This window comes from Pseudomonas sp. SCT, from assembly GCF_003864275.1.
Classification (GTDB): Bacteria; Pseudomonadota; Gammaproteobacteria; order Pseudomonadales; family Pseudomonadaceae; genus Stutzerimonas; species Stutzerimonas stutzeri_AE.
The window spans coordinates 1-14,144 of the sequence record NZ_BDJA01000014.1 but is presented as its reverse complement, the minus strand read 5'-3'; the positions used below and the strand labels follow the sequence as shown (position 1 = coordinate 14,144).

Annotated in this window: 15 protein-coding genes; 8 read left to right on the top strand and 7 right to left on the bottom strand. The window is 59.8% G+C overall.

Annotation, left to right across the window (positions count from 1 at the left end; all coding sequences use genetic code 11):
* Positions 1-53: 53 nt before the first annotated feature.
* Genes BHD08_RS22235 through BHD08_RS22225 form a run of 3 tightly spaced genes read right to left on the bottom strand, consistent with a single transcriptional unit; the run spans position 54 to position 2,008 of the window.
* The gene (locus tag BHD08_RS22235) at positions 54-524 is read right to left on the bottom strand and encodes an arsenate reductase ArsC (RefSeq protein ID WP_125025091.1); all 471 of its coding nucleotides are present in this window, start codon (positions 522-524) and stop codon (positions 54-56) included.
* A gap of 29 nt (positions 525-553) precedes the next feature.
* Positions 554-1,318, bottom strand: coding sequence for a DUF6969 family protein (locus tag BHD08_RS22230; protein WP_218567518.1), 765 nt, complete (start codon positions 1,316-1,318; stop codon positions 554-556).
* A gap of 60 nt (positions 1,319-1,378) precedes the next feature.
* Positions 1,379-2,008, bottom strand: a complete 630-nt coding sequence (locus tag BHD08_RS22225) for a c-type cytochrome (protein ID WP_125025089.1) — start codon at positions 2,006-2,008, stop codon at positions 1,379-1,381.
* Positions 2,009-3,228: 1,220 nt separating this feature from the next.
* Between BHD08_RS22225 and BHD08_RS22215 the strand changes: the two genes are divergently transcribed.
* From BHD08_RS22215 to BHD08_RS22185, 7 genes are all read left to right on the top strand, one after another.
* Positions 3,229-3,831 carry an RNA polymerase sigma factor gene (locus BHD08_RS22215; protein ID WP_125025085.1) on the top strand — a complete coding sequence of 201 codons (603 nt, stop codon included), beginning with the start codon at positions 3,229-3,231 and terminating at the stop codon, positions 3,829-3,831.
* Positions 3,825-4,052: a zf-HC2 domain-containing protein gene (locus tag BHD08_RS22210; RefSeq protein WP_125025083.1), complete on the top strand. Its 228-nt coding sequence runs from the start codon at positions 3,825-3,827 to the stop codon at positions 4,050-4,052. Before BHD08_RS22215 ends, BHD08_RS22210 begins: the two co-directional genes overlap by 7 nt.
* 97 nt (positions 4,053-4,149) lie before the next feature.
* The gene (locus tag BHD08_RS22205) at positions 4,150-4,854 is read left to right on the top strand and encodes a DUF2064 domain-containing protein (protein ID WP_160128695.1); all 705 of its coding nucleotides are present in this window, start codon (positions 4,150-4,152) and stop codon (positions 4,852-4,854) included.
* A complete protein-coding gene (locus BHD08_RS22200) occupies positions 4,844-5,575 on the top strand; it encodes a glycosyltransferase (protein WP_125025079.1) in 732 nt (243 codons plus the stop codon). Before BHD08_RS22205 ends, BHD08_RS22200 begins: the two co-directional genes overlap by 11 nt.
* An 8-nt stretch (positions 5,576-5,583) precedes the next feature.
* Complete coding sequence (locus BHD08_RS22195) at positions 5,584-6,369, top strand: DUF547 domain-containing protein (protein WP_125025077.1); 786 nt, start codon at positions 5,584-5,586, stop codon at positions 6,367-6,369.
* A 15-nt stretch (positions 6,370-6,384) separates the two neighbouring features.
* The gene (locus tag BHD08_RS22190; RefSeq protein ID WP_125025075.1) at positions 6,385-7,266 is read left to right on the top strand and encodes a patatin-like phospholipase family protein; all 882 of its coding nucleotides are present in this window, start codon (positions 6,385-6,387) and stop codon (positions 7,264-7,266) included.
* Positions 7,263-7,670 (top strand): hypothetical protein, encoded by a 408-nt coding sequence (locus BHD08_RS22185; protein WP_125025073.1) that lies wholly within the window; start codon positions 7,263-7,265, stop codon positions 7,668-7,670. Before BHD08_RS22190 ends, BHD08_RS22185 begins: the two co-directional genes overlap by 4 nt.
* A gap of 225 nt (positions 7,671-7,895) precedes the next feature.
* On the opposite strand, the gene BHD08_RS22175 is transcribed toward BHD08_RS22185, so the two are convergent.
* Positions 7,896-8,750: an HD-GYP domain-containing protein gene (locus BHD08_RS22175; protein WP_218567517.1), complete on the bottom strand. Its 855-nt coding sequence runs from the start codon at positions 8,748-8,750 to the stop codon at positions 7,896-7,898.
* A 262-nt stretch (positions 8,751-9,012) separates the two neighbouring features.
* Entirely contained in the window at positions 9,013-9,309 is a 297-nt protein-coding gene (locus BHD08_RS23010) for a hypothetical protein (protein WP_160128693.1), read from the bottom strand.
* A gap of 177 nt (positions 9,310-9,486) precedes the next feature.
* On the opposite strand from BHD08_RS23010, the gene BHD08_RS23005 reads away from it, so the two are divergent.
* The gene (locus BHD08_RS23005) at positions 9,487-10,212 is read left to right on the top strand and encodes a transglutaminase-like cysteine peptidase (protein ID WP_160128691.1); all 726 of its coding nucleotides are present in this window, start codon (positions 9,487-9,489) and stop codon (positions 10,210-10,212) included.
* Positions 10,213-10,506: 294 nt separating this feature from the next.
* On the opposite strand, the gene tnpC is transcribed toward BHD08_RS23005, so the two are convergent.
* Positions 10,507-10,869, bottom strand: coding sequence for a Tn3 family transposase post-transcriptional regulator TnpC (tnpC, locus tag BHD08_RS22165; RefSeq protein ID WP_125025067.1), 363 nt, complete (start codon positions 10,867-10,869; stop codon positions 10,507-10,509).
* On the bottom strand, positions 10,866-13,880 hold the full coding sequence (locus tag BHD08_RS22160; RefSeq protein WP_125025065.1) for a Tn3 family transposase: 3,015 nt from the start codon (positions 13,878-13,880) through the stop codon (positions 10,866-10,868). Before BHD08_RS22160 ends, tnpC begins: the two co-directional genes overlap by 4 nt.
* Positions 13,881-14,144 lie beyond the last annotated feature (264 nt).

The window sequence follows — 14,144 nt, the reverse complement described above, 5'->3', positions numbered from 1 at the left end:
ATACGCAGCGGTGCAAATATCGAATGCATTTACACATAGCCTTTCACAAGCGTTCAGCTGCGGCCGATAGCTACCAGCGCCGCCTCGAGCTCCTGCGAACTCAGGTGATGCAGCGGCAAGGCGAGAAACTTGTCGACCCGATACACGATGCTCGCCACTGCCGCATCGAACACCGCATCGATGTCCGCCTGGGCATCGCCTTCGCTTGCCGGGTCAGGCAACCCCCAGTGCGCTCTTAACGCACTACCAAAATAGGTCGGACAGGGTTCCGCGGCGGCGTTGTCGCACAGGCTGATAAGCAGATCCGGCTGCAGCTGCTGATGCTCGGCCTGGGACTTGCTGTGCAGCCCATCGGTCGCGATGCCGGCGCGCTGTAGCGCCCTCAGGCTTTGCGGATGAACCCAGCCGCAGGGCTTGCTACCTGCGCTGTAGGCGTGCATATGCGCGGGGGCCAGATGGTTGAAAATGGCCTCGGCGAGGATGCTGCGGCAACTATTGGCGGTACAGAGAAACAGAATATTCATCGCATGCTCACGGAACAATCAATGCCGGGTCAGGGCTGAACGCCTTGGGCCTGGTTCAGGACCTGAACCCAGCTGTCGACGGAAATGGGTAAATAGCCGGTGATCTCCAGCGCGCGATCTTCGAACACATCCTCACCGGGATGGGCCGCCTGCCAGGCCGCGACCACCTGATCGCGGTGCTCGATCAGCGCCTGAATATGCGGCCGGAATAGCTGCAACAGTGCAGTCAGCCACAGATTGGCCGGCCAGGATGGATGGGCATGATCGATGCCAAACCTCGGCAGCAGCTGTTTCATCGCTGCGGCGGGATACCAGGTCTCGCCCGTCACCCAGCGATTGCAGGCGAACAGTCCAATCGGCTGACCCCAGGCATCCATGGACACGGCAATCAGATGGGCGATGGCCTCATCGCCGCTCGGCCAGGGTTCGCTCCCAGCTGGCGCCGACAGCGGCTGCAACGAACCGGGGATGCCCTGACCACGGATGAACGTATGGAAATGACCATGTTCCAGGCCACCCTCACGGTGAGCGTGGTAGTAGTACTGCGCATGGCTATCGCGGTCGAACACGTCGCCATCGGGGTAATGATTCATCTCATAGAAGCCGTCATGGCCCTTGAGCAGTTCGCCGACCACATTGAGACCGGCTTTGCTCAAAGCCCGCTGACAGCGCTGGATTTCTTCTGCGGCAGCCAGTTGAGCCGATCGCTCTGCCGCGCTCAACCGCTCGGCATGCGGCAACTCGATCACACAGTCGGGCAGTGCGCTATCGAAAGCAGGAAGTTGGGCGTTCATCGCGGGATCTCGAAAAAGGGCCGGAGCGGAGGAGCAGCCGCCCCGGTCAAGGCACATTTCTTACTTGGCGGCGCAGGGCGCGCACTTGGCAGCGCAGGGGTTCTTGGCCGCACAGGGATTTTTCGCGGCACAGGGGTTCTTGGCGGCGCAAGGGTTGGCCGCACAGGGATTGGGCTTGAAGCTCGTCTGCAGACTTGCCGTATAGGCAACCAGCGCCGCCAGTTCCTTCGACTCCCAGCCCAGGGCCTTGGATGCCATGGGCGCGACCATGCAGATCTGGATCATCTCGTCGAGAAACACCTGGGACATGCCGAACTGATTCTTCGCCATGGCCACCTCATGGGGATATGCCTTGGCAAAACTGGCCTGGAACAGGTTGTTGCCCTCGTGGCAGCTAGCGCAAGACAGGCCGTTAGTACTCAGTTTGGGATCCTTGTAGAGCTTCTCACCATAGGCCTTCAGCTCGGCCTGGGATCCTTGATAGGGTTTGTAGTTGGCCGGACGCTTGACCGACTTGGCGGCGCAGGGGTTCATTTTGCCGGCGCAAGGATTGGCGGCGCAGGGATTGGCGGCGCAAGGATTTTTCGCCGCACACGGGTTTTTAGCCGCGCAGGGATTTTTCGCGGCACAGGGATTCAAGCTGCTTGGTGCGCACTTACCCGCACAGGGACTGCACGGGTTGGCGGCCATGACCTGGCCTGAAAGCGCCATGGCCAGCACCGTCGCCGACACCATGCCGGCAAGGGGACGATAACAGTGTGAAGCAGGAAGGTCGGGGCATATGTGGCGCATGGTTATTTCCTCAATCCACGGTTAGCAACGGTACGTTGTGAGTTCTATTTATTGTTAGTAACAGTACGTTGTGCACTTACCCTTGGGCAGCGGGCATCTAACTGGTCTGCACCCTTCGACATAGCGGCAAAAAACCTAGTCATTGCCGAACCAGGCGCCATAAGCAATGGATCTCTCCAACAGGTGGCGCCTGCATGTGTTCGCCCAACAACACTAAGAAGCAAATCGGCCAATTTTGTTACAGCGCTAATCTCTCTAATTCGACAGATGACTATGCCATTAAACCTGCCGCAGCCCATCGACGGCATGCAGCAAGCCGTCGATGGTTGCCGTGACGGCTGGGCAGATCAGCCAACGCCTTTGCCAGCAAGAGCGGCTCCTCCGCGGGATCCAAGTGCAATGACCCGCGGGCGTATCGGCCGAGTAACTACTGGCTCTTGGCGGCACAAGGGTTCTTGGCGGCGCACGGATTCTTCGCTGCGCAAGGGTTCGTCGCACAAGGGTTCGCCGCACAAGGACTCTTGGCGGCACAGGGGTTCTTCGCCGCGCATGGGTTTGCCGCACAGGGGTTAGCCGCACAAGGATTCATGGCCGCAGGTGCACACTTGGCGGCACAGGGCGAACAAGGGTTTGCGGCCAGCACCGGCCCTGCCAGCGCCATGCTCAGAGCCCCCGCACACAGCATGGCGGCCAGGGAACGGCGAGCGACGGCATTGGCTTTGTTTTTTAGTTCGTGAGTCATATCAGTTCCTCAAATTTCTTATGGATATCTAGTAGTACGGGCAGGGAGCTTCGATGTTGCTCCACCCAAGGCATGCGAACGACGGATGCCCCTTTGTTTACGGGCCAAGCACCGTTCGCTTAACTCAGATGCAGGGAACGCTGATTTGTTACAAGCTCGCCCTGGCTCAACGCACACTCACGTACTGTTATGCGCTGACCTCGGTTATTCTCCGCGGCCAAGCAACGGGATAGCGAGTAACGCCCCGGTTGGCGGACAGCCATGTCCGAGACAAGCGATTACAACTGCGCTGTAACAATGCAACCTGGCAAACTTCTAAATAATCAGACGGCAGCGGCCTGCAATTCGTATTTTCAGGCCACCGAGGGAGAAACCGATGGATGAACAGGAACTGATCAAGCGGCTGCGCCAGGGTGACAAGGGTGCCCTGGAGACGGTGATCAAACTGCACCATGCCTTCCTGGTTGCCATGGCCACCCCGCTGGTGGGCAATGACCTCGCCGACGATGTCGCACAGGAAACCTGGCTGAGGGCTTTTGCCGCGATCGGAAAATTCGAAGGCCGCTCCAAACTGCGCACCTGGCTCGCCCGGATCGCTATCAACGAAGCCCATGCCATGCGCCGCAAAACAGGCCGTGAGGTGTCCCTCGATGGCTGGGGTAGCGATACCGGCTCGCCCATAGGCGCACGTTTCAACGAGCAAGGCGCCTGGGATGTTCCGCCCACCCAATGGCACCATGAAACGCCAGACGAGCTTCTGACCGAAGCTGAACTCTACGAGTGCATTCAAAAACACCTGCACAAGCTGCCTGAAGACCAGCAAAGCGTGGTGATGATGCGCGAGCTTGGCGGGCTGGACTATGGCGAGATAGCCCGAGTGCTCAATCTGGCGGAGGGCAATATCCGCGTATTGCTGCACCGCGGCCGGCAACGGATGCATGCCATGCTTAATCATTTCGAGGAGGTAGGAACATGCTGACCTGCCGTGAGATGTCCGAACTCGGCTCCGACATCATTGAGGGTGATCTGCGCTTAAGCACTCGCTGGGCAGTGTTCATGCATTTGAAAATGTGTCCGCGCTGCACGCTGTACATCAAACAGCTGAAACTCACCTCTGCAGTACTGCAACAACTACCGCTAAACACAGAAGCGGTTGATAGCGCGGCCATTCTGGAAAAACTGCAAGAGCGGGATAAATAACGGAACTGGCCAGAGCTGTAACAAAAACGCGAACAGATTCTCCTAAGGGTACAGCCTCAACGAGGGGCGGACCTGACCATGAATCTGGAGCACGCGCTTGACTGACAGCACTGCAGCCGAAGCCCCCACAGCAAGTACCCCCTGCCTGGTGTTGCTGTGCAAGCGACCAGCACTGGGGCACTCCAAGCAGCGCCTGGCGCAGCAAATAGGCCTGCAACCGGCACTTGAGATCGCTCAGCTGCTGCTCGATTGCGCCCTGGAGGATCTTCAGCAGTGGCCCGCGCTCAAGGTCATTGCTCCCGACCATTCGCGCCATTTGCCGTGGGCACAGACGCTCTGCCCCCAGGCCCTGGGGGTGGCGCAGCATGACGGCAATCTGGGCCAGCGCCTCAACGACCTGGATCGTCGATTGCGCAACCTGGGCCTGCAGCGCTTGCTCTATATCGGCAGTGACTGCCCTGCACTGCAGCCCAGTGACTATCGACGGGTGACCTGCCTGCTCGAGGCCAATGATACGGTGCTGCTCGGAGCCAGAGATGGCGGCGTGGTGCTGATGGCCTCGAACCGCTCGTGGCCCGACCTGAGCGCACTGCCCTGGAGCACAGAACATTTGGGCACGGCTCTGTTCGACTGCTGCCAGCGGGCAGGTCACTCAGTGGTATGGGCTGGTGCGTTGTTCGATATCGACCACAAGGAAGATCTGTATGCGCTGTCCGGCCTGCTCGCGCAGCACGGTTGCCCCGCACGGCTGAGCCTGGGTCACGCCCTGCAGCAACTGGGAGTGCCTGCAAATGCCCGCTAACCCGCCGATCAGCGTCATCATTCCCTGCTGGCAGGATACCGCCGTACTTGAGCATCTGCTGTCGCGGCTCAATCAACTGGCGCGACGATCCAGGCAAGAACTTCAGCTCATCGTGGTAGATGCCGTAGGTTGTCAAAACTGCCGTCAACTGTGTCTGCAATACGGGGCGCAATGGATACCGGCCGATCCCTGCAGAGGCGCGCAACTGCGCCTCGGCGCGATGCACGCCCGGTCTTCGATCCTGTGGTTTCTGCATGCCGATGCCCAGCTCCAGGGCAATCCACTACCCGACCTTCAGGCCAGGATGGCTTCAGGTGTTGTAGGCGGTTACTTCGCCTTCCGCTTCAGCGGCAAGGGCTGCTGGCAGAGCCGGTTGCTGGAACAGCTGATTGCCTGGCGCAACCATTTCGGGGTGCCCTATGGCGATCAGGGCATCTTCGTCGAAGCCAGTGCCTACCATGCCTGCGGGCGGCACAGCCCCTGGCCGCTGTTTGAAGAGGTGGAACTGGTCAGGCAATTGCGCAGGCTGGGCCGCTTCGAGCGTATCGCACAAGGCTTACAAGTCGACCCCAGGCGCTGGCAGCGCGACGGCTGGTGGTACCGCTCGCTGCACAACCGCCTGCTGGCGCTGGCCTATTTTTTTGGCGTACCTCCCTCTCATTTGGCTCGACGCTACAACCGCGCCAATCCAACCGCCAGCATCCCCGCCAATAAACCATAGGAGCCCTCATGCGTGCCCTGTCATTGTTCATCATGCTGTGCCTGAGCGGCCTGTCGTTTGCCAACACGTTCGAGCATGACCACCCGCAATGGACCGCCCTGCTGGCCCGTCATGTCACCTGGGTCAATCCCGGTTTTGCCAGTCAGGTCGACTATCAAGGCTTGCAACAGGATCAAGCCGAGCTTGAACGTTATCTTGCCGTTCTCTCGAGCGTGCCGCGCCAGCACTATGACAACTGGAACCGCGACCAGCGTCTGACCTTTCTGATCAATGCCTATAACGCGTTTACCCTGAAGCTCGTCATCGACCACTACCCCCTGGACTCGATCAAGGAGATCGGCGGCTTGTTCGACAGCCCCTGGAGCCAGGCATTCATCCCGCTGCTTGGGCAGACGTTGACGCTGAATCAGATTGAGCATTCGCTGATCCGCGAACCCGGCGTATTCGACGAACCGCGCATCCACTTCGCGGTTAACTGTGCCTCCATAGGCTGCCCTGCCCTGCGGCCAGAAGCCTTCGTTGCCGGCACACTCGATGCCCAGTTGCAGGACAGCCAGCGGCGCTTCCTCAGTGATCGCAGGCGCAACCGTTTCGATGCAGCCAGCGGCCATTTCCGAGTCTCGAAAATTTTCGATTGGTACGCCGACGACTTCGCCAGGCAATCGGGCTCGTTGCACGCCTATCTGCAAAAACAGGCGACCTTGCTGGCAACCACGGAGGAGCTGGAACAGGCCCGGAGCACAAGCGAAGTGGCGTTCCTCGACTACGACTGGTCACTCAACCAAGCCCATTGACCCGGAGACCGCACGATGACAGACAAGAGCGCTTTGGTACTCGCTGGCGGCGGCAGCCTGGGAGCCGTGCAGGTCGGCATGCTGCAGGCGTTGGTAGCGGCAGACGTGGCGATTGATCTGGTGGTAGGGGCATCGGTCGGCGCCATCAACGGCGCTCATTTCGCCAGCAAGCCGAGCGCCAAAGGCGTAGCCGAGCTGGCCGACATCTGGTGCGCGCTGGGCAAGCAGGACATTTTCCCCTTTTCCCTGCTGGGCGCGGCCAAGGCCGTGTTGTTGCGCCGCGGACACATCCTCGACAACGCCGGCCTGCACCGGATGATTGTGTCGGCGCTGCCGATCAGTCGCCTGGAAGACTGCGAGCTGCCCCTGCATGTGGTCACCACCGACCTGCTCAGCGGTGCCGAGGTGTTGCTGTCACAGGGCGACATCCTCCAGGCGTTGCTGGCCAGCGCCGCCATTCCGCTGGTCTATCCACCGATTGCAATCGACGGACACTTGCTGATGGACGGCGGCGTAGCCAGCAATACCCCGATCGCCAGTGCCGTGGCGCTGGGCGCGAAGCGCATCGTGGTCCTGCCCACCGGTTTTGGTTGTGCCTGCAAGGCGCCGCCCAGGGGGTTCGTGGCGCTGGCCCTGCATACCCTCAACCTGATGAGCATGCGCCAACTGGTACGCGACATTGAGCTGTATGCCGCGCATGCCCATATCCATGTCGCTGCGCCCCTATGCCCCCTGGGCGTTTCGGTATTCGATTTCACCCAGACGCGCAGCCTGATCGAGCGCGCCAAGCTGCAGACCCGGACCTGGCTGGATAGCGGTGGACTGGAGCAAACGGGTGTTCCCGACTCCCTGCGTGCGCATGCGCACGCCGACATGCTCCCTGGAGAGATGCCATGAGCGCATTCGTGGCAATCCACCAGAGCCTTTGGCGATCGTTTCGCCGGTTACCGCTGTGGGTACAACTGTGGATGGCCGCCGTTCTCCTGCCAGCCAACTTGCTCAGCCTGTTCCTGCTGCAGTACCCCGGTGCACGCATGGTGGCGATTGCGGCCGTGCTGGCACTGGGCAGCAATATGCTGCTGATGTATGGCTATGCGGGGTTCACTCGGTTGATGGCGTTGCCCCATCTACTGGTTTGGGGGCCACTTCAGGTGATGTTGCCGATCTACCTGATGGCAAGCGCGCCCACTACCGAGGAGGTTATGTATATCGGCCTGGTTCTGGCAGTGAATGGCATCAGTCCGTTCTTCGACACCCTGGATTCCTGGCGATGGCTGCAGGGCGAACGTCAGGTGTTCTGACCGCTGTGGACATCGGCTGGCTCTGCGCGCGGGCCTGCATGGCGCTGAAGAGGGACACGGCGAATGGCACCAGATAGTTGAGCAATACATGTGGGATGGACAGCTCAGCTGCACCCCAGAGCACTTCACCCTGATTGATCAGGTTGAGGATGCTACCCACGAAAAAGGAGATCTTGATCGCGCGCCATGCGAGATCACGCGATAGCCGAGCGCGCCAGTCCCACATCATGCCATGCCTCCACGCTGGAGCACCTGCCCGGCACTCGCCAGCATCTGTTCGAGCGGCAGCCTGTCGACGGCCTCCTCCACCACCTTGCGGATCAGCTCATGGTCGACATCCGGCTGCAGATCCGCCGGGCTTCCGGTTCTTCCCGTAGGCCGAGCAACAAGCGTGGCAGCCTCGGCTTCAAGGGCAAACTCGCCAGCGCAGTTGCGGCAGTAGATGTGATCGCCCGCCTGTTGATTGCGCTTTATAACCAGGGTGGGGCCGCACATGGGGCACTCCTGCAACGGGATGCCATCATCCGAGTGACCCATCACATGGTCGAGCACGCCGCGTTTGCCCAGATCGATGAAAACCCGACTCAATTCGAGGTCGAACTGACTGCCGCTCTGACTCTGAATAATGGCCAACGCCTGCCCGCGACGCATGCCGGCACGGTAGGGACGGCTGCTGGTCATGGCATCGAACGCATCGCAGATACCGACGATGCGCGCATCCAGATGAATCTCCTCGCCCCGCAGGCCGCGCGGATAGCCCTTGCCATCGGGGCGCTCGTGATGGCTGTAGACCGCCTCCTTGACCAACTCGGCCAAGGGGTGCCCGGACAGCATCCGCCAGCCCATCTCTGGATGGGTGCGTACTATGGCGTATTCATTGTCATTCAGTGTACTGCTCTTGCGCAGCACGGCATCGGGGATGCCGATCTTGCCCAGGTCGTGCAGGAAGCCGCCGAGGCTGACCCGGGCCACATCGGCGGCGGGCAGCCCCATCGCCTCAGCGAGCAACCTGGCATAGCGCGAGACCCGCCAGAGATGGCCGCCGGTGTAAGGATCCCTGGCTTCGACGAACCACGCCATCAGCAGTAGGCTACCGGCCAGTGCCTTCGAGGAACCATCGACGGAGCGCGAAGCGGGCTTGGCCTTACCAAACCAGGTAGAAAGCAAAGACTGCATGGAACAGGCCTCCAATACCCTGTGAAGAAGAGCGAGAGCGGTGACGCGAAGCCATTCTCAACGTTCCGACGCCCCTGGATTTGGGTGGCACGTCCCTGTGCCCGGGGTGGGGGACACCGGCGTTGTTGGCATCTCCCCCCAAGCGGTGGGTGGCACGGCATAACCCTCAATGTGGGCTGCCGTAGAGCGCTCTGTCCCTGTGGATCGGCGACTTGTAGCTGTCCTCCTGCTTCTGCATCTGCCGGTCCCGCTGTTCGGTCGCGCTGCCTGCGGCGGTGGGTTGCTCCTTGATCAGCTGCACGAAGCGCTCGCCGGAGTCCTGGCTGGCACGATCGCTCACCAGTGCCTCCTGCTGCAGGCGGTAGTTCACCAGTCGGTCAGCGCCCCCTTCGGCCTGTACCGTAGTCACGGCAGCGCCCATCATCAATGCGGCCAGTGCCGTCATACCCAGTATCGATTTCATGGCGTCATCCTCCAAAGATGCGTTACCCACTATTCGGATGACTGGCGAAGTGCTTTGTTACAGGCAACCTGCCGAGCCGACGAACGTACCTTGTCCTTGATAGCCCTTGGCCTTATGGTGCCAAGACCTGTTGCCCCCTCTGCTGGTAATTTCTTGTTATATGTACGGGAGCGTTGCTTGATCGGACTGCACTACATCATCGCGATTTTGCTCTGGCGCAGGCGGCAGGTTCTGACGGGGTTGATCATCGGTGGCAGCCTGATACTGGGAACCGCCAAAGCCTCGCCTCTCCCGCCGACTGGGCAGCGGAGCGAACCGGCGGCCCAACGGCTGCAGGGCTGGCAATCGCTGATCGCGCAGTCGATTCATTTAAGCGCCGCTGACAAGCTGAAGACGGTCAATGCGTTTTTCAACCAGCATATCCGCTATGGCGAGGACCCCGAGGTCTGGGATCAAGTCGATTACTGGGCCTCGCCAGTGGAAACCCTCGAACGGGGTGCCGGCGACTGCGAGGACTTCGCCCTCGCCAAGTACTTTACCCTGCGCCTGCTCGGTATTCCCGAGGAGAGTCTGCGCCTCGTCTATACCACGCTAAGCTCGAGCCGGCAGGCCCATATGGTGCTGGGTTACTGGGCTGATGACGAGGCGGCTCCAGTCCTACTCGACAATCTCCGTTCCGCGGTCCTCCCGCTTGCCCAGCGAGCGGACCTAAGCATGCAATTCGCCTTCGATACCGGCCATCTGTACCGGTTTGACCACAACCGCTTGATCACGGTCGGCGACGCACAACTGCTGCCCGGCTGGCAAGTCCTGAAGGCCAAGGTGAGGCAGGAATCGGTTCCGTTCTCCGTTGCCATTCGGCTAGCCGCAGCGGAGCCGCTCCATGTGAAGCGAGATATCTGACGGCCAGTCAGTAACTTGCTACAGGCTGTCGGGCCGATATCGGCGTCATCACGAACGTTCAACCCCTTGCGAGTCGAGTAGCCGACAGTGGTGACTCTCAGCCACGAGGTTGGCTCGATGAGGGCCCCCGGCGTGACCACAAACAGCTTCAACTGATCTCATATTGGCCAACCAGTTATTGCGCTTTATGTTCCGTTGCCTCCCAACCCCGACTTCGCCGAGCACATTCTTCTGGATGCTTGCTGAGCCCTCGTCCTGCGGCTCCGTTGCAATGGGCTACCGATTCCCAAGGGCTTACTGCTTATGGCCAGATATCAGATTGACCAAGGGGGCGATCCCTGCTTGGGCTGATCGCACCCACTCAGAGAGGGTCTCAAGATCCTGTTGTAGCGACTCGGCCTCCGACCAGATGCAGGCATTCTCAGTAGGCATTGTCAGTGCCGAGCCCTCTACGAGAGTAAGAGCCATTGCGTGAAGCCTCAGCAACTCATCACGGACGGCCACAACGCCACCCAGATCGGCCAGGCAGGCATCCAGTCGGTCAACCAACTGCAGAAGCTGGGAGGTGTCGAAGTCCTCTCGCAGCCTTTCCAGGGCCACAGCATCCACTTCGCCGTAGGGGGTAATGTGAAAAGACGCCGGCGGAATCTCGATCATGTTGCCTCCTCGGCATCGGCCTTGCTGGCCGTGTTGACTCGCAGCGAGCCGGCGGCCTGTTGGAACACTGAGTCCTTGATCCAGGGCTCCGGCGGCCGATTGAGCTTGAGGTTGAACTCGCCGAAACGCTTGACGTTGCTGGTCAGGTAGGGGCTGAGGAAGGACACGTCCTCGTCGGTGAACTGCCAGCCCTCGCGGGCCAGTTTCTGCAAAATGCGCATCATGTCCGCGGTGTTCTGCAGAATCACCGACGAAGCCACCATGTCGTTGTAGCGCAGGCGTTTCTGCTGCTCGTCCGGATCGTTCTCGGCGATCACGTCGCCGCCGAAGGACAGCCACTTGGAGAAACCGTTGTAGGACTCGATCTTATTGGTGTTGGCGGTGACTTCCTGGCGCAGCTCGCGGCTGCCGATCCAGTTGAGCAGGAAGATCGTGCGGATCACGCTGCCCAGTGCTTGCGCGGCATGGTAGAGCTTGTTGCGTCGGCTATAGGAGCCGAGCTTGCGCAGCAGCATGGGCGAGGAAATCTTGCCGGCCTGAATCGACAGCGCGACCTGCATCAAGTCCTGCCAATGAGTTTCGATCAGGTGCCAGTCGGCGGTGTCGGTGAACAGACGGTTGATGTGCTTGTACGACACGCCGCGATCCGGCCGGCACATCACCAGGTTGCGCCAGTTGCGGATACGCGGCATCAGGTTAATGCCCAGCAAATGGGTGAAGGCAAACACCGTGGCCGACTGCCCCTGGGTATCGGAGTACACCGTGTCAGGCTCAACACTGAAATCGGCCTTGAGCAACCCCTCGATCACGTAGATCGCCTCCCAGATGCCTGGCGGAATGAAGTGCTGGAACACGGCGATGTAGTTGTTGGCCACATGTCGGTAGGCCACGGCCCCCATCTTGCGGTAGCGGAAGTGGTAGCCGGCCAGCAGGTTATCGTCATAGTAGTCGAACTGCGTACCGTCCGCGGCCACCGCCTTGCCGTCGCCCCAGAGCTTGGGCAGGTCAAGTTGCAGGTAGAGCTCCACCAGCTCGCGGTTAGCCTTGTCCAACTTCTCTAGCGAAAGGTGACGGCGATTGGTATAGGAAAGCATGTGCGGCGTGACATTACCGGCCAGATGCCGCGCGGCCTGGTTGGGGCCGAGGTTGCAGCCCATGGCGAAGATCGTCATCAGGTAGCGCTCGGCCGGTTCTTTGAGCTTTGGCTCGTTGCCGGACATCGGCCCGAAATGTCGAGTGAACTGAATCCAATGCTCAATGTTGGCCATGATGTCGAGCACGTGCCTGGCCGGCATGCGCTGCATAAGCGCCGTCTGTAGCGAGATGGCCGAAGGTGGGATGTCCCGCGCCGTCACTCGGCGCAACACCGGTTCTCCGGCTTCGTTAATCGATACGTCCCCTCGGCAAGAGGGGAATTTGTCGTCCAGTTGCTGCGCGGTTTCCTCTAACTGGGCCTTGAGGGAGGCGACAAACTCTTTCGCCGTACTGGGTAATCCCACCTTTTCACAGTAGGCCGGTAGTCGCTGGAGACATTCTTCCCAGGGCAGCAGCTGCTTACGGTAGTCGGCGAAAGATTCCGACCCCAGCACGCACATATCACCCGAGCGCAGCTCACTGGCCAGATAGGAGAACACACAGACTTCCAGATAGCGCCGGTTGGTCGGTGGTCCTTCACTGGCAGGGCGACGCACGACCTTGACCCAGCGCTCCGACGCAAACGACAAGTCGACGTGCTCGTCGATCCATTCGCGGTGTAGATTTTCGCTGTCCTGGATGAGCTGAAGCGCCTGAATAAGTGAGCGATCCTGAGTCGTGGGTTCCAGTTGGAGAAGGTGGCTGAGACGGAACAACAACGAGCGATGGGACTTGAAGTGCTTCCAGATCAGCGGCAGGTAGTTGTTACCGCCCGTAGCCTGGACTTCGGCGCAAGTCTCGCGCAACCGATCCAGATTGCCATCGGGAGAGAGGTATTCCCGAATTAGGCTGCCAGCCTCTTGGTTATCCGGTTCTTGAACCAGTATCTGCACCACGCCGTCCAGGGTGGCCGCCAGTTGCTCCAGCTTCTGGCGTTGCCGTGCCTGGATCTGCTCCAGCTCCTCCTTGGCGCGTTTGTGGATCGTCGAAATCCGCCGGATGAACATCTCGGCCAGGTGATCCCGAGTTCGCACCCGCATCCGATAGATCAAGGCCAGCATCAGGGTGTAGCGTTTCGGCAGTGAACAGTCCTTCATCTCGGCGACGTCCGACGCCGCAGCTTGGGCAGAGAAGTGGCGGATCTTGGTATCGACGATCCCTTCAAAAAGGACTTCCAGATCCCCGAAGCTCTCTAGCCACGCCAGATGGTCGATCAGCACCTCTAGGTGCTTGCGAGAGGGTTTCTTGGGTGCCTGCTTGAGTGCGTTGAAGTCACTCTGCCGCCGCCCGAAATCGGTGTCGAGCAGCTCCTTCAGTTTGTAGATCACCTCGATTGGCACTCGGGTTACCACAAGGTTGAAGGTCTTCTCCTGGGCTTCTGCACGAGCGGTCTCGGCCAGGTCATTCAAGGTCGAATAGGCGGGTAGCTCGTAGTTCTGACCCAGTAGCTCGTCGATTACCGCGTTGATGATGTCAGCGCGCTGTTCGAGGAGAGGAGCCATCAGCTGTGCATGTGCGGCTGCAATGTCCTGACCATCTGAGCCATAAAATGGCTGAACACCAAGCCGCTCCCGCACTGCATTCATATGGCGGTAAAGCTGCATCCACTTGTAGGGAGATAGCGCGACCTTGCTGCGCAGACCTATTTGTGTCCGGATGAAATCAACGACCGGCTCCGGCACCTCCGTGATCTCTGGAAAGTACCTGAGTACCTGGAAGGTCTTGAATAGAACAGCGAGATTCAGCCGGAAGGCCGCATTGGAGCGACTTTTGACCCAGATGATTTCTTCCTCGGAGAAGGTGAAATCACGCTGCAGCTCGGCCCTCGAATAGGAGCGCGACAAAACGGGATAGGCGGTGCGTTCGGGGGATGCCATCGATCACTCCTTTCCTGGAACCAAGCGGAAAAGATAGACCATAGATCAGTCGCAGCGTTTCTTTCAGAAAAAGCTATTTAACAACAATAGCTTACAGAACAAATGAATGAATTTCCCCCTTATCTCGGCATGACCCCTATAGAGGGCAGAATTTCTGTAACAGTCGTGCTACCGGTGGAGGGGTCGGTGTTAGTGGTCGTACTGCCAGGAAGATCTACAGATGCAGGACCGGAAAAGGTTTCACTGTCTGGATAGTCAAAACTA